Here is an 18,638-nt window from a genome sequence, read left to right as displayed (position 1 = left end):
CGTATGCTGTTGTAGTGACGCATACACCAACCAGAATGGATATTTCCATGGCTGCGACGAATAAGGTGCTCAAGGCACAGGCGCGTGACGGAGTTGGCAAGGGGGCCGCTCGTGAACTGCGTCGTCAGGGACTCGTTCCTGCTGTTATCTATGGTGACAAGAAGACTCCCGTCACCGTTTCCCTCGCGTACAAAGACGTTCACAAGGCGATCTACGCCGGTGGCTTCCTGTCGCACACGATCGACCTCGACGTCGACGGCACCGTCCACAAGGTGATTCCGCGCGACTACCAGCTCGACCCCGTCAAGGACTTCCCGCTGCACGTGGACTTCCTGCGCATCGGCAAGAACTCCAAGATCAATGTTCAGGTTCAGGTCAACTTCATCAATGAAGAAGCCAGCCCAGGCCTGAAGCGCGGCGGCACGCTCAACATCGTGCACCACACGCTCGATCTGACTGTTTCTGCGGACAACATCCCAGAAAACATCACGGTCGACCTGACCGGTCTCGACATTGGCGACACCATCCACATCTCCTCGATTAAGCTGCCTACCGGCTCGGTTGATCACAGCCACGAAGACGACGTGACGATCGCAACCATCGTTGCTCCGTCCGCTCTGCGTTCGGCCGGTGAAGACGGCGACGCTGCAGAAGAAGGCGCAGACAAGGCCGAGTAATCGACCCGTCTCGTTTCTGCTATACGTTCGAGGCGGCCTTCGGGTCGCCTCTTGCATTTTCGGAGCATGGCATGAAGCTGCTTGTCGGCCTGGGCAATCCGGGCAACCAGTATCAAGGCAATCGCCACAATATCGGCTTCATGGCGCTTGACGCCATTGCCCGTGCCCATGGCATCACCCAGTTCCGCACCAAGCATTCAGGCGTTCTGGCCGAAGGCACCATTGGCGGCGAAAAGGTCATCCTGCTCAAGCCGCAGACCTTCATGAACCGCTCCGGCGACAGCGTTCAGCAGGTCGCCAAGTTCTACAAGATCGAACCGGCCGACATCATCGTGCTCTACGATGAGTTGGACCTCGCCCCCGGCAAGGTGCGAGTCAAGATCGGCGGCGGCAATGGCGGGCACAATGGCCTGCGCTCGATCGATCCGCAGATCGGGCTGAACTACAAGCGCGTCCGCCTCGGCATCGGCCATCCCGGCAAGGACTATGTGACCCATCACGTGCTCGGCGATTTTGCCAAGGCCGATCAGGTCTGGCTCGACCCGCTGCTCGACGCCATCGCCAGGCATGTCGACCTGCTGCTCAAGGGCGACGATAGCGGCTTCATGAACAAGCTGGCGCTCGCCACCAAAGCCGTCGACGAGCCGGAAGCAAAGCCCGCGCCAAAGGCCCAAAGCCATATCCGGCAGGCGCGTCCTGCCAAGCCGGACGTGAAAGTTCCCGAGGGCGGCCCGATGGCCGACATGCTCAAAAAGCTGTTCGGCGGCAAATAGGCACAGCCCCTTCGGGTTGCGCGATAGGATTGCCAACCTATTGTCACCCCAATTGATTTGGGGGACTGCCTGATGACTTCAAAAATTTCTCGCCGACACCTTTTGGTGTCGGGCGGTGCGATTGCGGCTGCCGGTATTGCAAGCCCGGCGCTAGCGCAACACAGCCACCATGGCAGCGGCGAGCCGGTTATTGCGCCCGAGCGCAGCATTGCCCGCGTGGCCAGCGTAGCCGGCGACAAGCTGCACCATCCCGAAGTGCGGCGCAGCGTCGATGGCGTTCTCGAAACCACGCTCCGCGCCGCCTATGGCCCGGTGAGCATCGATGGCGCGCCCGCCGTGGCCCGGACCTTTGAAGCGAGCTACCCGGCGCCGACGCTGGTTGCCAAGCCCGGCGATACGCTGCGCATCAAACTGATCAACGACCTCGATGAGGTCACCAACCTCCATACCCATGGCCTTCATGTCTCGCCCTCGGGCAAGAGCGACAATGTCTTCCTGACCATTCAGCCCGGCACCGAGTTCGACTTCGAGATCGAAATCCCCGCCGACCACCCGGCCGGCACCTATTGGTACCACCCGCATGTGCATGGCCTGACCTATTCGCAGGTGGCCGGCGGCATGGCCGGCGCGCTGATCATCGAGGGCGGGCTGGATGATATTGACGGCATTGCCGGCCGCATCGACCAGCTGCTGGTGATCCAGTCGGCCGAGTTCGACGAGACCAACACCATCGTCCCGGCCGACATTCAGGACATTCACCGCCAGACAAAGACGATCAACGGCCAGATCAACCCGACCCTCACCATCCGCCCCGGCGAGGTGCAGCGCTGGCGGCTGGTCAACGCGACCGCAGAGAGTTTCCTGATGATGGGGCTTGAGGGCCACCCGCTCTATCAGATCGCCAAGGACGGCAATCCGATGACCCGCACGGTTAAGCTGGAGCGCCTGCTGATCGAGCCGGGCTGCCGCGCCGATATTCTGGTCAAAGGTCACCAGTTCACCGGCAGTTGGGAATTGCGCAAGATGCTGTGGCTGGGTTCAGACCGCCAGTTCGAGCCCGACGTGCTGCTGGCAACGCTGGTGGTCGAGGGTGAACCCGTCACCGACCACACCATTCCCGATGCGCTGATCCCGCTCAGCGAAGATTTGCGCGGACTTGAGGTCGATCGTCATCGCGAAATCCGTTTCGACGTGGATCGTGGTCCCAGCGGCACCAGGTTCCTGATCGACGGACAACAGGTCGATATGGGGCGCGTCGATCAGACCGTGCCGCTTGGCGCATTCGAAGAGTGGACCATCCACAACGACTCCACCGACTGGCACCCGTTCCACATCCATGTGAACGATTTCCAGGTCATTGCCGTCAATGGCGAGCCGGTCGATGAACTGCTGAGCTTTGAGGACACGCGCGGCCTGCCCCCGCTCGGCTCGATCACCATCCGCCACCGCTTCCTCGATTACACCGGCAAATATGTCTACCACTGCCACCTGCTGTTCCATGAGGATCACGGCATGATGGGCGTGGTGGAAGTGATCTAGCACAAAGCAAAACGGCCGCGCCGAAGCGCGGCCGTTCGCCTTGCGATTACTGGAGGATCGCAATGTCGGTGATGGCGCCATCAAGGCCGGTGATTTCACCGGACGATGTGGCAGCGCCGGTCTCGAGGTTCACCACGTAAAGCGACGAACCGGCCACCAGATAGGCGGTGTTGGTCAGGTCTTCGGTTGCGGCGATATCGAAGGCATAGTTGTCGGCGCCTTCAATGCCCAGCTTGCCGATGGCGGCCAGCGTACCGTCATTGGGCGAGGTCTGCTGGATCAGCGCCACGATGGTCGCGTCGATATCAAACATCTTGGTGGCTTCAGGCTTGCCGATCGAATTGGTGTAGGCGGCTGCGACGATGTTTGGCGCTTCGCCGGCATGCATATCGGCGGCGTCATAGGCCAGCGAGCCATCGACGGTGACGGCACCATCATCGACATTGACGCGGTGATTGGTGCCATCGGCGCCCATCAGGCGCAGGCGGTCGGCCATTGGGTTGAAGTCGACGATGGCGCCTTCATAGCTGGAGAGCTTTTCGCTCAGCGTGCTCTTGACGGTCGCAGCGCCGGTCGCGGTGTCGATGGTCACGACATCACCAGACAGCGTTACGCCATAAAGCAGCTTGTCGGCGGGGCGAACGTCGATCCCGGCCAGACCGTCGACACCGGTCACGTCGACCGTGCCGGAGACTTCAAGGCTGTCGGTATCGAACATCACGAGCGTCTTGCCGCCGACAAGGCCGACTGCGGGGGCAGCCAGGGTGGCGGCGGTGAGGCCAGCCATTGCGGTGGCGGACAAAAGGCTCAGGGTCAAAAACTTGTGCATGGGACGTCTCCTCGTTGGGGATGGCGCTCAAACGCCGGTTACGAGGTCTCTACCCGCCAGAACGGCTTCCAGATGCAGTTGGGTCAAAAAAAACTTTCTGCCCTTGCATCCAGAGGCCTTTGCCTTGTGTATTGCTGCATAGAGCAAGGAAGGACGTACGCTGCCCAAACCGCACGACACCGCAGACCTCATCGCCCGCATCGCCAAAGGCGACCGCGCGGCCCTCGCCGACCTGTTCAATCAGGAGGCAGGCAAGCTTGTCGCGATAGCGCGCCGCATCGTGCGCCGACAGGATCTGGCCGAGGAAGTGGTGCAGGACGCGTTCGTTTCGGTGTGGCAGCGCGCCGATCAATACCAGACCGGGCGCGGCAGCGCCGTGGGCTGGCTGATCACCATCGTGCGCAACCGGGCACTGAACCTGCTGCGCGACGGTAGCCGCATGGACTATCACGACGGCGAAACGCTTGCCGCCATTGGCGACCGCGCCACCGACGCCAGCAATGCCTTCGATGCGCTGGCGGAACGCGACGCGCTCAAATCCTGCCTCGGCCAGCTCGACGAGATCAAGCGGCGCGCGATTTTGCTGTGCTACGTCACCGGCCTCAACCACGGCGAAGTCGCCGCAACGCTCAACGCCCCACTCGGCACCGTCAAAGCCTGGATCCGGCGCGGCACGATAGCCTTGCAGGAGTGCCTGTCATGACCCGTGACGAAAAACTGGCACTGGCCGGCGACTATGTTCTGGGCCTGCTCGATCCCACCGAGATCGCCGCGTTCGAGACGGTATCCGCCGCTGATCCGGAACTGGCCGAAATGGCCATCGCTTTCGCCGCGCGGATGAACAATCTCGACGAGACCGCCGCACCATCGCCTTATGACCCGGAGCTATGGGCGCGGATCGAACGGCAGATCGCCAAGGCAGCCGAGGAGACGGCGGACAATATCGTCCAGATGCCGCCCCGCGCCCGCATGAGCTGGGCGCCGCTGCAGTGGCTGCCGCTGGCCGCCAGCGTCGTCATCGCGCTGGGCGTGGGCTATGTGACCGGGCTTGCCTCGCGGCCAAGCGATCAGCCAACCATGATCGCCATCCTGCTCAACGAGGCCGATGCCAGCCCGTCGATGATCATCGAGGCCTTCGCCGACGACAGCGTGCGGCTGGTGCCGCTGGAAAGCTTTGAGGCCCCTGAGGGGCAGGTGCTGCAAGTCTGGACCCTGCCGGATGTCGCCACCGGGCCGGTATCGCTGGGGACTTTGGCAAGGACGCAGGATTTGCGGCTCGACGGGCCGAACCTGCCGCTGCCGCAGAATGGGCAGCTCTATGAGATTACGCTGGAGCCTGCGCCGGGTTCGCCGACGGGTCGACCGACGGGGCCGATCCTGGTGAAGGGGTTTGCCAAGCCGCCGGTGAGCTAGGTTTTTAGGGGATACCCCTGTGGGCTTAGGTTTTTTAGGGGATACCCCCACCTAGCCTCCCCCTGATAGGGGGAGGGACAGATCGAGTTTTGGGGTACTATTCTGCCAAGGCCACTGGCTGGATTCCTCCCCCTTTTCAGGGGGAGGTTAGGTGGGGGTATTCTTTTCTGCACATCTGGAGGAAAGGCCCCCTCACCCGACCCTTCGGTCGACCTCTCCCCCAAGGGAGAGGTAAGAGGAACTAAGCCCCGGTCACGCGCCAGATGGCGTCGCCGACGTCATCAACTGCGAGCAAAGCCCCATCAGCCGCAACCGTCACGCCAACCGGACGGCCGCGCGAGGTTTTCTCATCGGCGGCGAGGAACCCCGTCAGCAGATCGACCGACAACCCGCTTGGCTTGCCATCGGCAAACGGCACGAGGATCACCTTGTAGCCGCTGAGCTTGCTGCGGTTCCACGAGCCGTGCTGGCCGATGACCATGCCCGATGGCAGGCCCGGCAGCGTGCCTTCGGGCAGCCAGCAGAGGCCGAGCGACGCGGTGTGGCCGCCCAGCGCATAATCGGGCGCGGAGGCCCTGGCGACCAGCGCGGCGTTCTGTGGCACGCGCTCGTCGACCGTGTTGCCCCAATAGCTGAAGGGCCAGCCGTAAAAGCCGCCGTCTTTGACCGAAGTCAGGTAATCGGGCGGCGTCTCGTCGCCCAGGCCGTCGCGCTCATTGACCACGGTCCAGAGCTTGCCATCGACCGGCTCCCAGGCCATGCCAACGGGGTTGCGCAGGCCGCCGGCAAATTCGCGGTGCTGGCCGGTGGTCAGGTCGAGCTCATAAATGCAGGCGCGGCCTTCTTCTTCCTCAAGACCGTTTTCGGCAATGTTGCTCTTGGAGCCGACGGCCACATAAAGCTTGGTGCCGTCCTTGCTGGCGAGCAGGTTCCGCGTCCAGTGGCCGTCGGGCTTCATGTCCATCAGCTTGCGGCCGGTGGCGGTGATCCTGGTCTGGCCAGTTTCGTAAGGGAAAGCCACGACGCTATCGGTGTTGCCAATATAGAGCGTGTCCCCGACCAGAGCCATGCCGAAGGGCTGGCTTAAATCCTTGAGGAACACTTCGCGCACTTCGGGCACGCCATCGCCATCGGCATCGCGCAACAGCGTAATCTGGTTGGCACTCGGGCGGGTGGCGCCCGCGCGGCTCATGACGCGGTTCATCGCATAGTCGCGGATCGTCTTGACCGTGCTCGGCAGCGATGCCGACTCGGCAACGAGCACGTCGCCATTGGGCAGCACATAGGCCCAGCGCGGATGCTTGAGGTTGCGCGCAAAGGCGGTGACCTTGAGGCCCGCCGCAACAGTCGGCTTTTCGCCCTCGCCCCAACCAATCGCGGTTGGCATTTTGAGCATGGGCACCGGGCCCTGCGACTTGGGTTCGGGAATTTTTGGTGCGCTACCAAAGGCCTGCGCAAACGAGCCGATATGGCGGCCACGATAATAATACCACATGCCGCCGATAGCCGCGGCGATCAACAAAATAACAATAATAGCCACGAGGCCCTCCAATTCGCACGTTGCAGCAGCACTAGCACGGCTTTGCGCCTGTACGACACCCCGGCTATGTCCGTCCACGCATTGACATCTCACCCCATCCGAACGATGTGAAGGCCAACAAATTCCGGAGCTTTCCCCATGGGTTTCAAGATGGGCATCGTTGGCCTGCCGAATGTCGGCAAGTCGACCCTCTTTAACGCGCTGACGCGCACCGCCGCTGCTGCCGCTGCGAACTTCCCGTTCTGCACCATCGAACCCAATGTGGGCGATGTGCCAGTGCCGGACGCTCGCCTCGGCAAGCTGGCCGAAATCGGCAAGTCCGTGAACGTGCTGCCCGCACGCATGAGCTTTGTCGACATCGCGGGTCTCGTGAAGGGCGCGTCCAAGGGCGAAGGCCTGGGCAACCAGTTCCTCGCCAACATTCGCGAATGCGACGCCATCGCCTATGTGCTGCGCTGCTTTGAAGACGGCAACATCATCCACGTCGCCAACAAGGTCGATCCGCTGGCCGACGCCGAAGTGGTCGAAACCGAGCTGATGCTCGCCGACCTCGAAAGCCTTGAGAAACGCCGCACCGGCGTCGAAAAGAAGGCCAAGGGCAACGACAAGGACGCCAAGGTCACGCTCGAGCTGATTGATCGCTCGCTCGTGCTGCTGCGCGAAGGCACATCCGCCCGCTTCGTCGAGCGCTCTGCTGAAGAAGAAAAGGCGTTCCAGGAACTCCAGCTCCTCACCTCCAAGCCCGTGCTCTACGTCTGCAACGTCGATGAAGGCTCCGCCGAAAACGGCAATGCGATGAGCAAGCTGGTCGAAGACTACGCGCACAAAAACGACGCTGGCGTCGTCATCATCTCGGCCGAGATCGAAAGCCAGCTGGCGCAGCTCCCAGATGCCGAACAGGCAGAATATCTGGAATCGCTCGGCCTGCACGAAGCTGGCCTCAACCGCCTGATCCGCGAAGCCTATACCCTGCTGGGTCTGCAGACCTATTTCACGGTCGGCCCCAAGGAAACGCGCGCCTGGACCATCCACAAAGGCGACAAGGCTCCGGCGGCCGCTGGCGTCATTCACTCCGATTTTGAACGCGGCTTCATCCGCGCCCAGACCATCGGCTACGAGGATTTCGTCACCTTGGGCGGTGAAGTCGCCGCCAAGGAAGCCGGCAAGGCGCGCGACGAAGGCAAGGAATATGTCGTCAAGGACGGCGACGTGATGCTGTTCAAGTTTAATACTTAGGGCTGGCCGCTTCGCGGCAAAATCGCTCCAGTGGAGCGATTTTAAGCCCTAAGGCCACGAGACCTATGGTCGAGTGGCAGGAGCGTTCCACACACTCGATCTTCCCAAACAGCCTCGGCGTCACCACGCCGGGGCTGTTTGCCTATCCACACCCAAGACTTAAGTTGACAATCATTGTCCGCAATATAGAAATTCGCCCATCAACCTGAGGGCTCTTAATGTTTACCCGTCGTATCGTGTTGGCCATGGCAGCGATTGCCGTGCTGAGCGCACCTGCCGCCGCCCAATCCTTCCCCGTGACCCTGGAAAACCTCTACGGCACGACGACCATTCCGGCGCAGCCCAAGCGTGTTGTCTCGGTCGGCTGGCACGAACAGGACTTCCTCTATTCGCTCGGCGTGGCCCCGATCGGCGTGACCAGCTGGTTCGGCGACTATCCCTATGCCAGCTGGCCCTGGACCGACCATGCCCGCGAGGCATTGGGCGCCGAGCCGTCGGTCATTCCAGCCGATCCGACCAATCTCGAATGGGTGCTGGCGCAGGACCCCGATCTCATCATCGCCATCTATGTGCCGATGGATGAAGGCCTTTACGCCGAGCTGTCCAAGATCGCGCCCGTCGTCACCACGCCCGTCGGCTTCACCGAGTGGGGCGTGCCGTGGCAGGACGAATTGCGCGTCATCGATCAGGCCGTCTGGGGCAGCACTGAGCGTTCCGAGCACATCATCGCCGATATCGCCGCCAAGACCGCCAAGGCCAAGGCCGAATATCCCCAGATCGTCGGCAAGACGGCGGCCAACGTCTATTATGACGGCGGCAACTTCACGACCTGGAGCAGCAAGGACCTCGGCACCCGCTTCCTGATCGACCTCGGCCTCGTGTTCCCGGCTGATCTCGATGCCAAGTCCGACCCGGAAAACCGCATCACCATCAGCCCCGAAAATTTCGCGCTTCTGGACCTCGACACCGTCGTGCTGCCCATCGAAGGCGGCGACGTCAGCGGTCGCAAGATCATTGAAAACATGCAGCTGTTCCAGAACAGCCGTCTATCCAAGGAGGGCCGCGCGCTCTGGCTTGATGATCCGGCAGGCATTGCCTATGCCGCCATGTCCTGGCAGTCGCCGCTGTCGCTGGAATACCTGCTCGACGTGATGCCACCTGCGCTGGCGGCTGCGGTGGATGGCGATCCGGCCACCAATGTGACCGTCGGTGAGCCCGAATAGGCTTTCGCACGCTGCAATGACGATGGGCGCTCCATGGGGCGCCCATTTTTTTGTCGCAACGAAGGCTGGCAAAGTCCTGCGACAGATGGCTTAACTCTCCCCGCGTGATAGCGGGTTGCCAATGCTGCCCATATGGAGCAAAACGCAGGTTGACGTATAGGGCAAGCAAATGACCAATCCTGTCACTCAAGATCGACGCCATTTCGAGGACCTGCGCATCGGCGAGGTCGTCGATCTGGGCCATGTCACCGTGAGCAAGGAGATGATCATCACCTTCGCCCGCGAGTTCGATCCGTTCCCGTTTCACCTCGATGAAGCTGCGGCCAAAAAGAGCCTGCTCGGCGGCCTCGCCTCGAGCGGCTGGCAGACCGGCGCGCTCAGCCTGCGCATGCTGGTCGATAGCTTCCTCAACACCGTCGCCTCGGCTGGCGGGCTGGGCTTTTCCGATCTGCGCTGGAAAAACCCGGTCATGGTTGGCGACACCATCGGCGGCACGGTGACGATTGCGGAGCTGCGCCGCTCGGCCAAGAATCCGCAATGGGGCATCATGACCCTCGATTTCGCCGTGCAGAATCAAAAGGGTGCGCCCGTCATGACCATGCGGCTGGCCAATCTGATCGATGTGCGCGATGTGGGAGTGCCGGCATGACCCGTTGGTTTGAAGACATCGTGATCGACGAAGTGTTTGACCTCGGCAGTCACACTTTCAACAGCGAAGAAATCATCCGCTTCGCCACCCAATACGATCCCCAATATTTCCATATCGACCCGGAAGCCGCCAAGCACAGCCACTTTGGCGGACTGGTCGCCAGCGGCTGGCACACGGTCAGCGTCGGGCATCGCAAAATGGTCGATACCCTGTTTGCCGAGGAAGACCGCATCCGCGCCGAAGGCAAGGAACCAGGCGTGTCCGGCCCTTCCCCGGGCGTCAATTCGATGGAGTTCAAGGTGCCGGTGCGCCCTGGCGATACCGTGTCCTACGAACTCGTCGTGACCGACAAACGCGCCTCCAATTCCATTCATGGCTGGGGTCTGCTGTTCAACCGGCTGACGGCCACCAACCAGAGGGGCGAGCTGGTTTATCGCTCGAGCCTTGTCGGGTTCTCCAAGCTGCGCGACTACAAGATGCCGCTCAAGCTCAAAGTGTTGCTCACGCTCACCAAAGTTCCGCTGATTGGACCTTTGCTGAAGCGCGCCTCTTGAAAGCCCATCGGCGCACCGGCACTGTGTCCGCCATGCTCCGAATCGCCCTCATCATTGCCCTCACCGCCTCATTTGCCACCCCTGCCTTTGCGCAGGGCTTTACCGGCAACTGGTCCTGTCGCGACGCCACGGCGGAACGCGCCGGCATCCTGACCATCTATGGCGGGGTCTATGGCTTTGCCTCGACCAAGGTGGGTGACGCCAGCTCTGGCACCGGCACTATTACGGGCTATCAGGACGGCGTTCAGTTCAACGATGGCGGGCTCAAAGCCACCCGCAATATCCAGGCTGGCCGGGTCATTGCCGACCCCACCTATGGCACCGCCATCCAGCTCGAAACCGGCGACGCCATCGTCATGCTCTGCACGCCGCGCTAGGTCCTCCCGGGCCCAAAATTAACAATCTGCGACGGGGGGCTTGAACTTTTCGCCGTTTCGGGCATTTTGTCCGTGCGGCGCCGGGCCCCTCTGGCGAGAGTGACTTATACTCTCGTGATGTCGGAGCTGCTCCAATCTTCATGGAGAAAGGTCCGGCGATGGAATCGCTTCTTGGCGCCCTTATGGGCGATTTTCTAGGTACACCTGTCTATTTTTGGGTTGCGTTCATTACGATCGTGATCGCGCTTCTGGTTTTCGATCTGGGCGTCCTGCACAAGGATGAACACGAGATCGGGGCCAAGGAAAGCCTGCTGCTGTATGGCTTTTACGTCTGTATCGCGCTGGCTTTTGGTGGTTGGGTCTGGTGGCAGCGCGGCGCAGAAGCCGGGCTGGAATTTTACACCGGCTATCTGCTCGAACAGTCCCTCGCGATGGACAACATGTTCGTCATCGCGACGATTTTCGGCTTCCTCGCCATCCCCCGCATCTACCAGCACCGCGTGCTGTTCTGGGGCATTCTGGGCGTGATCCTGTTCCGCGCCGTGCTGATCGGTCTCGGCGCAGCCATGGTCAACCAGTATAGCTGGATCCTGTTCGGCTTCGGCGCCTTCCTGGTCTTCACCGGCATCCGGATGTTCAGCCACAAGGATGAAGAACGCAACCTTGATGAAAACAAGGTCTACCAGTTCATCACCAAGCGCTTCCGCGTCACCAAGGAACTGCATGGCCGCAATTTCACGGTCAAGCAGCCCGACCCAAAGACCGGCAAGATCGTCACCTGGCTGACGCCGCTGGCCGTGGCGCTGATCATGGTGGAAGTGGTCGATCTAGTGTTCGCCGTCGACTCCGTGCCCGCCGTCTTCGCCGTGACCCAAGACACCTTCATCGTCTACACGTCCAATATCTTCGCCATCCTCGGCCTGCGCTCGCTCTATTTCGCGCTGGCAGCTGCCATGAACCGCTTCCGTTACCTCCAGGTTTCGCTGGCGATCATTCTGGTTCTGGTGGGTATCAAGATCTTCCTCGTGCCGCTGCACATCCACATCGACACGCTGCTGTCGCTGGTGGTGACGCTGTCGATCCTGGCCGGTGGCATCATCTTCTCGCTGTGGAAGACCCGCAACGAGCCCGATATCAGCGCGCTGGACGATCCGAAAACCGGTCAGCTCGAACCCTGATCGAAAGCCAAGAGGGCCGGCGGTTGACGCCGGCCCTTCTCTTTTCATGCGCCGGAAGACAGAGGAACGATGCGGCGCAATTTCAAGGGCGCACGCAAAAACTCTGCGCCGAAACAGTCCCTTGCAACGCTGCTGCCGCTTCCCATTTCTAAGGAGTTAATGCTCGGAGGATGAAGATGGACAAAAAGATCGCTCTGCTCCTGGTGGCCGCGTTGGGCGTTCCAGTCGCCCTGCCCGTCTTCGCCGCGCCTGCTATTGCGGTGGAGCGCCCCCGCGACGCCCGCCCCCAGTGGAAGCCCGACACCGTGCTGCGCCAGCTGCAGGCACGGGGCGTCAACGCCACTTCGGTCGAACAGTGGAACGGCGTTATCCGCGCCTATGTCGAGGTCAACGGCACACAGGTCATGCAGTATTTTGACCCAACGACGCTGACGCCGGTCAATCCCTGATAGCCTGACGGGTGCTGCCACTTTTCCACAGCGCCCGGCGCCAAAACCATCATTGCCCAGTCTTGCCGCAATTTCGGGTTACCGGAACCCTAGCGACAAGAAGGAGACGATTGTGGGTAAGATCCAGGAGATCGTATTCGATTGCGACAAACCGGCCCGGCTGGCCCAGTTCTGGGCCGCGCTGCTCGAGGGTTACGCCGTCCGCGACTATGACGAGGCAGAGATCGCGCGCCTCGCCGCTTTGGGCCTGACGCCGGACACTGACCCGACCGTATTGGTCGACGGCCCCGGCCCATCGATCTGCTTTCAGAATGTCGAAGGCCGCCGCCACGACAACAACCGCGTCCATTTCGACGTCGAGGTCACGGACCGCCCCAGCGAAGTGCAGCGCCTGTTGCATGCCGGCGCCGAAACGGTCCGCGTGCTGCCGACCTACACCGTGATGCGCGATCCCGAAGGCAACCAGTTCTGCCTGGTCGATAGCCGCGAAGCCATGGCTGCCTGAGGCTGCGGCTGCTGACAAGCTCTGTCAGCGCGTGCCGTTACGCTCGCTTCACCAGCACGGAGCACAGCCATGACCCTGATCGCCACCTGCCACTGCGGCGCCACCCGCGTCGAGCTGCCACACGCGCCCAAACGGGCCGCCGACTGCAATTGCACCTTCTGCGCCCGCACCGGCGCCATCTGGGGCTATTACAGCCCCGACGAGGTGAGCATTGTCTCCGACACCAGCGGCAAGTTCTATTCTGCCAGCCGCAACGGCAATGAACACCACTTCTGCACCAATTGCGGCATCCAGACCTGGGGCGTCTCTCCGGACTGGAGCTCGCTCTACAACGACGACGGCTCGCCCAAAGGCGGCGTTGCCGGCGTGATGCCGACGACCAAGATCTTCGCCATCAATCTGCGGCTGATCGATGATTTCGATTGGTCGAGTGTGACAGTGGAAAAGCTGGATGGGCGGAATAGCTGGTAGCGGGAGTTTTTGGAGGGGATACCCCCACCTAATGCCCTTCAAACGCGATCAGCGCGCTCACCACGACGCCCTCAGCCTTGAGCTTGGCCGCTCCACCCAGGTCCGGCAGATCAATCACAAACGCCGCGTCCTCGACCGTCGCACCGGTCCGGCGCAAGAGTGTCACTGCTGCAATGGCGGTACCGCCCGTCGCGATCAGGTCATCGACGAGCAGTATCTTGTCGCCCTTTTCGACCACATCGGCGTGGATCTCGATCGTGTCGACGCCGTATTCGAGCGCGTAGTTCTGCCCGATGGTTTCGCCCGGCAGCTTGCCCTTCTTGCGCACCGGAATGAACCCGACGCCCAAGGCAATGGCCACACCAGCCCCGAAGATGAAGCCGCGCGCTTCGATCCCCGCAACATGGGTGATGCCCTGCCCGCGATATTGGCTGGCGATCCGCTCGATGCTCTCCTTGAACCCCTCTGGATGCTCGATCAGCGTGGTGATGTCGCGAAACAGGATGCCCTTTTTGGGGTAGTCCGGAATCGTGCGCACGAGGGCCTTGAGGTCGAGCGTCATGGCAAACCTGTTATGGGAAGACTGAGGTGGCTTAAGGCAGGCGGCGACCGACGATGTGGCGCGCAATCACACCGGCATTGTAGGCGGCACTGCGCGTGACGCTGATCGCCGTTTCGCGGGCCTTGGGGTTGCTGGCGACGGCAAGGATGCCGGCGCGAACCACCGGGTGACGGCTCATGGTGACGGCGGCGCCCACGACAGTGACTGCGATGCGAATGGCGGACATGTCGGCTCCCTCGTCAGATGATTTGCTCAGGCATGAATATTGCGGTCAACGGCCCGATTGGCAAGGGGTTGAACCGGCTGTGACCGCCAAAAGAAAGGGGCCCACGCGGGGCCCCTCATATTCTAGTCGAGAACACGATCGTTAGTGTTCAATACCCTGCCAGATCTTGCGCTTGGTGGCGTACATCAGGCCGGCGAAGACCAGCAGGAACAGCAGCACCTTGAAGCCGGTTTCCTTGCGGGCAACCAGGCCAGGCTCTGCAACCCACATCATGAATGCGGAAACGTCGAGCGAGTACTGCTCCAGCGTGGTTGGCACTTCGGCTTCGCCATCGGCTGCTTCATAGGCAACCAGATCGTCGGCGAGCGGAGGACCCATGCCGATGGCATGACCGGGGAAGTAGTCGTTGTAGTGCTTGCCGTCAGCCAGTTCGAACGGTGTACCGTCAGCATTGTGCGGCGCCGTTTCTGGCACTTCATCGTGGTAGCCGTTGAGAAGCGCGTGGATATAGTCCGGGCCACCTTCCGAGTAACCGGTGAAGTAGTTGAACACCCAGAACGGGAACGCATCGGTCACGCCGCGGGCCTTGGCCAGCACCGAGAAGTCTGGCGGCAGAGCGCCGCCATTGGCATCGCGAGCATCCTGCTCGGTGGCAAATGGCGAAGGCCAACGGTCAGCTGGGACGCCCTTGCGGGTGCCGCCGTCAGCGGTGGGGTCTTCGATGTCATACTCGGCAGCCAGAGCCTTGATCTGGTTTTCCGAGAACGACGGACCACCGGCTTCCGACAGATTGCGGAAAGCCAGGAGGCGGGCGCCATGGCAGCTTGCGCATACTTCACGGAACACCTGGAAGCCGCGCTGCAGCTGGTTCTGATCGTATGTGCCGAAAATGCCAGCAAAGCTCCAGCTCTGCTTTTCGACATGGGCGCCGCCTTCAGCAGCCTGCGCAGTCGCACCGAACGAGAGGCCTGCAAGCAGGGCCAGAGCGGCGAGGATAGTCTTGGTCTTGAACATGTTCCTGCCCCCTTCGTTACGCGTGCGACTTGCCGAGAACGCTCTCGGAAATGCTGGTTGGCAAAGGCTTTGGCTTTTCGATGCGACCGAGAACCGGCAGCACGACCAGGAAGTGAAGGAAGTAGTAGGCAGTCGCGATCTTGGAGAGCACCACGTAGATGCCTTCAGCCGGTGCTGCACCGAGATAGGTGAGCGCGATGAAGTTGATCACGAACAGCCAGTAGAACCACTTGAACATCGGACGGAACGTACCCGAACGAACCTTCGAACGATCCAGCCAAGGCAGGAAGAACAGGATGACGATCGAGCCACCGAAGAAGATCACGCCACCGAGCTTGGAGTCGATGAACAGGATGTTGAAGTCGATGGCACGTAGTATCGCGTAGAATGGCAGGAAGTACCATTCAGGAACGATATGCGCGGGCGTCACGGTGCTGGAGAACTGGATGTAGTTGTCCGGGTGACCCAGAATGTCTGGTGCGAAGAACGCGAACCAGCAGAATGGGATCAGGAACAGCACCATGCCGAACGCGTCTTTCATCGTGTAGTACGGATGGAAAGGCACGGTATCGCGGCTGTCCTTGACGTCGACGCCAGTCGGATTGTTGTTGCCGGGAACGTGCAGCGCCCAGATGTGGAGGACCACAACGGCAGCGATGACAAATGGCAGCAGGTAGTGCAGCGAGAAGAAGCGGTTGAGCGTCGGGTTGCCCACCGAGAAACCACCACGCAGCAGTTCCAGCAACGGATTACCGATGACCGGGATAGCAGCGAAGATGTTGGTGATAACCGTAGCGGCCCAGCCAGACATCTGACCCCATGGCAGCACGTAGCCCATGAAAGCGGTCGCCATCATCAGCACAAAGATCAGCACGCCGAGGATCCAGAGGATTTCACGCGGCGCCTTGTAGGAACCGAAATACATGCCACGGAAGATGTGGATGTAGACGGCAGCAAAGAACATGGACGCACCCACGGCGTGGAACGCCTGGATCATGCGGCCACCGTTAACGTCGCGGCGGATGTGCTCGACCGAGTCGAAAGCCAGCGCAACGTTAGGCGTATAGTGCATCGCCAGGATGACGCCAGTGACGATCTGGATACCCAGGCACATGGCCAGGATCGCGCCGAAGGTCCACCAGTAATTGAGGTTCTTCGGGGTCGGGAAATCCATCAGGTGCTCTTTGGAGAACCGGATGATCGGCAGTCGTTCGTCGAGCCACTTCTCGACGCCAGTGCCGGGCGTATAAGTCGAATGTTCGGACATCGGAGCCCCCACTAACCGATCTGGACCAGCGTATCGCTGAGAAATTCATAAGGCGGCAGCACCAGGTTAAGTGGTGCAGGGCCTTTGCGGATGCGGCCGGCACTGTCGTAGTGCGAGCCATGGCAAGGGCAGAACCAGCCGTCGAAATCGCCAGCCTCGCCGATCGGAACGCAGCCCAGATGGGTGCAGTTTGCGATCATGATCAGCCAGTCTTCATGGCCGGGCTTGGTGCGCTCTTCGTCGGTTGCCGGGTCCTTTAGCTCGGACAGCGGCACCGCTTTGGCTTCGTCGATCTCTTTTTGCGTACGATGACGCACAAAGACCGGCAAACCGCGCCAGATGATGGTGACCGACTGGCCAACCTCAATGCCGGCAAGATTGAATTCGATACTGGCCAATGCCAGTGTCGACGCATCGGGATTCAGCTGATTGATCAGCGGCCAGATGGTGGCAGCGGCGCCGACAGCGGCCACCGAGCCAGTTGCGACAAACAGGAAATCCCGTCGTGTCGTTGAATGTTGAGCTTGCGTGGCCAAGGTCCGTATCCCCGTACAATCACATCAGACGCGGCCGGCGAGGCAAACCTATTCGCGCTAAAGCGGAATCAGCAGCCGTCCGCCCTCAAGCGGCCCGTCAGTCGGGGTTCTTTTTGCACTGTCACATGAACTTGTCCAGTGCGCCCGCGAGTGACACTGAACAACTGCGACACTATACCCAACCCATTGCCGCAATTGCGACACGCGCGGCGTCCTACACACCGCCCAAAGCCATGGATTCCGATGTCAGTCGACCTCGCCCTCTACCAACCCGATATCGCCAACAATACCGGCACGCTGATCCGGCTCGGCGCATGCCTTGGCACCACAATCCACCTGATTCACCCCACGGGCTTCCCGTTTTCGGCCAAATCGCTGGCGCGCGCCGGTCTCGACTATGTGGACCACGCCATGGTGCAGGAGCACATCAGCTGGAGCCATTTCGACCTGTGGCGGCGTGAGGCCAATCGCCGCTTGGTGCTGCTGACCACCAAGACCGAAACCTCCGCCTATGCGGTCGACTTTCAGCCAGACGACATCCTGATGGTGGGCCGCGAAAGCGCCGGTGTGCCTGACGCCGTGGCGGAAGCCGCCGACCTGCGGATTCGCATTCCAATGCGCGACGGTTTGCGCTCGATCAATGTGGCTTTGGCTGCAACGCTTATTCTGGGGGAAGCAAAAAGGCAGACCGACGGGTTTACAGGGCTCACATGACGGTTCATTTCACTTCCCCCATGGATACCACCACACTCCCAGCCGATATCGACGGCAAGAAAATCACCGCACAGTCCTGGTTCCGCGCCTTGCGCGACCGGATTTTCGCGGCCTTTGAACAGATCGAAGCCGATGTGCAGGGCCCCAATGCCGACATGCCCGCCGGCAAGTTCGAAATCACCCCATGGGACCGCGCCGCTGGCGGCGGCGGCGAAATGGGCATGCTGCATGGTCGCGTCTTCCAGAAAGCCGGCGTGCATATCTCGACCGTCCACGGCGAATTCTCGGCCGATTTCGCCAAACAGATGCCGGGCACCGAGGAAGGCGCCAAGTTCTGGAGCTCGGGCATTTCGCTGATCGTGCATCCCTGGAACCCCAACGTTCCGGCCGTGCATATGAACACGCGCATGATCGTCACCGGCAAGCAGTGGTTCGGCGGCGGCGCCGACCTGACGCCTGTGCTCGATCGTCGCCGCACCCAGGACGACACCGACACCGTCGATTTCCATGCCGCGATGCGCGCGGCCTGCGAGAACCGGCCGGGCGTCGACTACAACCGCTATAAGGAATGGTGCGACGAGTACTTCTTCCTGCCCCATCGCAACGAACATCGCGGCACCGGCGGCATATTCTACGACCACCACAATACCGGTGACTGGGATGCCGACTTCGACTTCACCAAGGGCGTCGGCGAAGCTTTCCTCGGCATCTATCCCGAACTGGTGCGCCGCAATTTTGAAACGCCATGGACCGATGAAGATCGCCACGAGCAACTGGTGCGCCGCGGTCGCTATGTCGAGTTCAACCTGCTCTATGATCGGGGCACGACCTTCGGCCTCAAGACCGGCGGCAACGTGAACTCCATTCTGTCGTCGATGCCGCCCGAAGTGCGCTGGCCCTGAGGGA

General features: G+C 61.3%; 23 protein-coding genes. 16 read left to right on the top strand and 7 right to left on the bottom strand.

What is annotated here, in order from left to right; translation table 11 throughout:
- Positions 1-47 precede the first annotated feature (47 nt).
- The 3 genes from ABIE28_RS02845 (at position 48) to ABIE28_RS02835 (ending at position 2,989) form a co-directional block, all read left to right on the top strand.
- The gene (locus tag ABIE28_RS02845; RefSeq protein WP_354059934.1) at positions 48-677 is read left to right on the top strand and encodes a 50S ribosomal protein L25/general stress protein Ctc; all 630 of its coding nucleotides are present in this window, start codon (positions 48-50) and stop codon (positions 675-677) included.
- A gap of 71 nt (positions 678-748) precedes the next feature.
- A complete protein-coding gene (gene pth, locus ABIE28_RS02840; protein ID WP_354059932.1) occupies positions 749-1,450 on the top strand; it encodes an aminoacyl-tRNA hydrolase in 702 nt (233 codons plus the stop codon).
- Between the two features lie 72 nt (positions 1,451-1,522).
- Positions 1,523-2,989 carry a multicopper oxidase family protein gene (locus tag ABIE28_RS02835; protein ID WP_354059930.1) on the top strand — a complete coding sequence of 489 codons (1,467 nt, stop codon included), beginning with the start codon at positions 1,523-1,525 and terminating at the stop codon, positions 2,987-2,989.
- Between the two features lie 46 nt (positions 2,990-3,035).
- On the opposite strand, the gene ABIE28_RS02830 is transcribed toward ABIE28_RS02835, so the two are convergent.
- Complete coding sequence (locus ABIE28_RS02830) at positions 3,036-3,818, bottom strand: DUF4394 domain-containing protein (RefSeq protein ID WP_354059928.1); 783 nt, start codon at positions 3,816-3,818, stop codon at positions 3,036-3,038.
- A gap of 160 nt (positions 3,819-3,978) precedes the next feature.
- On the opposite strand from ABIE28_RS02830, the gene ABIE28_RS02825 reads away from it, so the two are divergent.
- A complete protein-coding gene (locus tag ABIE28_RS02825; protein WP_354066390.1) occupies positions 3,979-4,521 on the top strand; it encodes a sigma-70 family RNA polymerase sigma factor in 543 nt (180 codons plus the stop codon).
- The gene (locus tag ABIE28_RS02820) at positions 4,518-5,231 is read left to right on the top strand and encodes an anti-sigma factor (RefSeq protein ID WP_354059926.1); all 714 of its coding nucleotides are present in this window, start codon (positions 4,518-4,520) and stop codon (positions 5,229-5,231) included. Before ABIE28_RS02825 ends, ABIE28_RS02820 begins: the two co-directional genes overlap by 4 nt.
- A gap of 241 nt (positions 5,232-5,472) precedes the next feature.
- Here the strand turns inward: ABIE28_RS02820 and ABIE28_RS02815 are convergent, their stop codons facing one another.
- Positions 5,473-6,726: a PQQ-dependent sugar dehydrogenase gene (locus tag ABIE28_RS02815; RefSeq protein ID WP_354066389.1), complete on the bottom strand. Its 1,254-nt coding sequence runs from the start codon at positions 6,724-6,726 to the stop codon at positions 5,473-5,475.
- A 183-nt stretch (positions 6,727-6,909) separates the two neighbouring features.
- Between ABIE28_RS02815 and ychF the strand changes: the two genes are divergently transcribed.
- From ychF to ABIE28_RS02770, 9 genes are all read left to right on the top strand, one after another.
- Entirely contained in the window at positions 6,910-8,007 is a 1,098-nt protein-coding gene (gene ychF, locus ABIE28_RS02810; protein ID WP_354059924.1) for a redox-regulated ATPase YchF, read from the top strand.
- A gap of 218 nt (positions 8,008-8,225) precedes the next feature.
- On the top strand, positions 8,226-9,230 hold the full coding sequence (locus ABIE28_RS02805; RefSeq protein ID WP_354059922.1) for an ABC transporter substrate-binding protein: 1,005 nt from the start codon (positions 8,226-8,228) through the stop codon (positions 9,228-9,230).
- A 169-nt stretch (positions 9,231-9,399) separates the two neighbouring features.
- Positions 9,400-9,879, top strand: a complete 480-nt coding sequence (locus ABIE28_RS02800) for a MaoC family dehydratase (protein ID WP_354059920.1) — start codon at positions 9,400-9,402, stop codon at positions 9,877-9,879.
- A complete protein-coding gene (locus ABIE28_RS02795; protein ID WP_354059918.1) occupies positions 9,876-10,433 on the top strand; it encodes a MaoC family dehydratase in 558 nt (185 codons plus the stop codon). The genes ABIE28_RS02800 and ABIE28_RS02795 overlap by 4 nt, the downstream gene beginning before the upstream one ends.
- 32 nt (positions 10,434-10,465) lie before the next feature.
- Positions 10,466-10,810, top strand: coding sequence for a hypothetical protein (locus ABIE28_RS02790; protein WP_354059916.1), 345 nt, complete (start codon positions 10,466-10,468; stop codon positions 10,808-10,810).
- A gap of 158 nt (positions 10,811-10,968) precedes the next feature.
- On the top strand, positions 10,969-11,988 hold the full coding sequence (locus ABIE28_RS02785) for a TerC family protein (protein WP_354059914.1): 1,020 nt from the start codon (positions 10,969-10,971) through the stop codon (positions 11,986-11,988).
- A gap of 176 nt (positions 11,989-12,164) precedes the next feature.
- On the top strand, positions 12,165-12,437 hold the full coding sequence (locus tag ABIE28_RS02780) for a hypothetical protein (protein ID WP_354059912.1): 273 nt from the start codon (positions 12,165-12,167) through the stop codon (positions 12,435-12,437).
- A gap of 112 nt (positions 12,438-12,549) precedes the next feature.
- Positions 12,550-12,942: a VOC family protein gene (locus ABIE28_RS02775; protein WP_354059910.1), complete on the top strand. Its 393-nt coding sequence runs from the start codon at positions 12,550-12,552 to the stop codon at positions 12,940-12,942.
- 69 nt (positions 12,943-13,011) lie between these two features.
- Positions 13,012-13,413 carry a GFA family protein gene (locus ABIE28_RS02770; protein ID WP_354059909.1) on the top strand — a complete coding sequence of 134 codons (402 nt, stop codon included), beginning with the start codon at positions 13,012-13,014 and terminating at the stop codon, positions 13,411-13,413.
- A gap of 28 nt (positions 13,414-13,441) precedes the next feature.
- On the opposite strand, the gene ABIE28_RS02765 is transcribed toward ABIE28_RS02770, so the two are convergent.
- The 5 genes from ABIE28_RS02765 to petA all read right to left on the bottom strand — a co-directional run bounded on the left by ABIE28_RS02765 (position 13,442) and on the right by petA (position 17,018).
- Complete coding sequence (locus ABIE28_RS02765) at positions 13,442-13,975, bottom strand: adenine phosphoribosyltransferase (protein ID WP_354059907.1); 534 nt, start codon at positions 13,973-13,975, stop codon at positions 13,442-13,444.
- 31 nt (positions 13,976-14,006) lie between these two features.
- Positions 14,007-14,201, bottom strand: coding sequence for a hypothetical protein (locus ABIE28_RS02760; protein ID WP_354059905.1), 195 nt, complete (start codon positions 14,199-14,201; stop codon positions 14,007-14,009).
- A 141-nt stretch (positions 14,202-14,342) separates the two neighbouring features.
- Complete coding sequence (locus ABIE28_RS02755; RefSeq protein ID WP_354059903.1) at positions 14,343-15,215, bottom strand: cytochrome c1; 873 nt, start codon at positions 15,213-15,215, stop codon at positions 14,343-14,345.
- Positions 15,216-15,231: 16 nt separating this feature from the next.
- Complete coding sequence (locus tag ABIE28_RS02750; RefSeq protein WP_354059901.1) at positions 15,232-16,482, bottom strand: cytochrome b; 1,251 nt, start codon at positions 16,480-16,482, stop codon at positions 15,232-15,234.
- Between the two features lie 11 nt (positions 16,483-16,493).
- Positions 16,494-17,018 (bottom strand): ubiquinol-cytochrome c reductase iron-sulfur subunit, encoded by a 525-nt coding sequence (gene petA / locus ABIE28_RS02745; RefSeq protein ID WP_354059899.1) that lies wholly within the window; start codon positions 17,016-17,018, stop codon positions 16,494-16,496.
- Between the two features lie 243 nt (positions 17,019-17,261).
- Between petA and ABIE28_RS02740 the strand changes: the two genes are divergently transcribed.
- A complete protein-coding gene (locus ABIE28_RS02740; protein ID WP_354059897.1) occupies positions 17,262-17,732 on the top strand; it encodes a tRNA (cytidine(34)-2'-O)-methyltransferase in 471 nt (156 codons plus the stop codon).
- A 20-nt stretch (positions 17,733-17,752) separates the two neighbouring features.
- A complete protein-coding gene (hemF, locus tag ABIE28_RS02735) occupies positions 17,753-18,634 on the top strand; it encodes an oxygen-dependent coproporphyrinogen oxidase (RefSeq protein WP_354059895.1) in 882 nt (293 codons plus the stop codon).
- Positions 18,635-18,638: the final 4 nt, after the last annotated feature.

Origin of the sequence: Devosia sp. 2618 (assembly GCF_040546815.1) — a bacterium.
In the GTDB taxonomy this organism is placed as follows: domain Bacteria; phylum Pseudomonadota; class Alphaproteobacteria; order Rhizobiales; family Devosiaceae; genus Devosia.
This window is presented reverse-complemented; position numbering and strand designations above follow the sequence as displayed.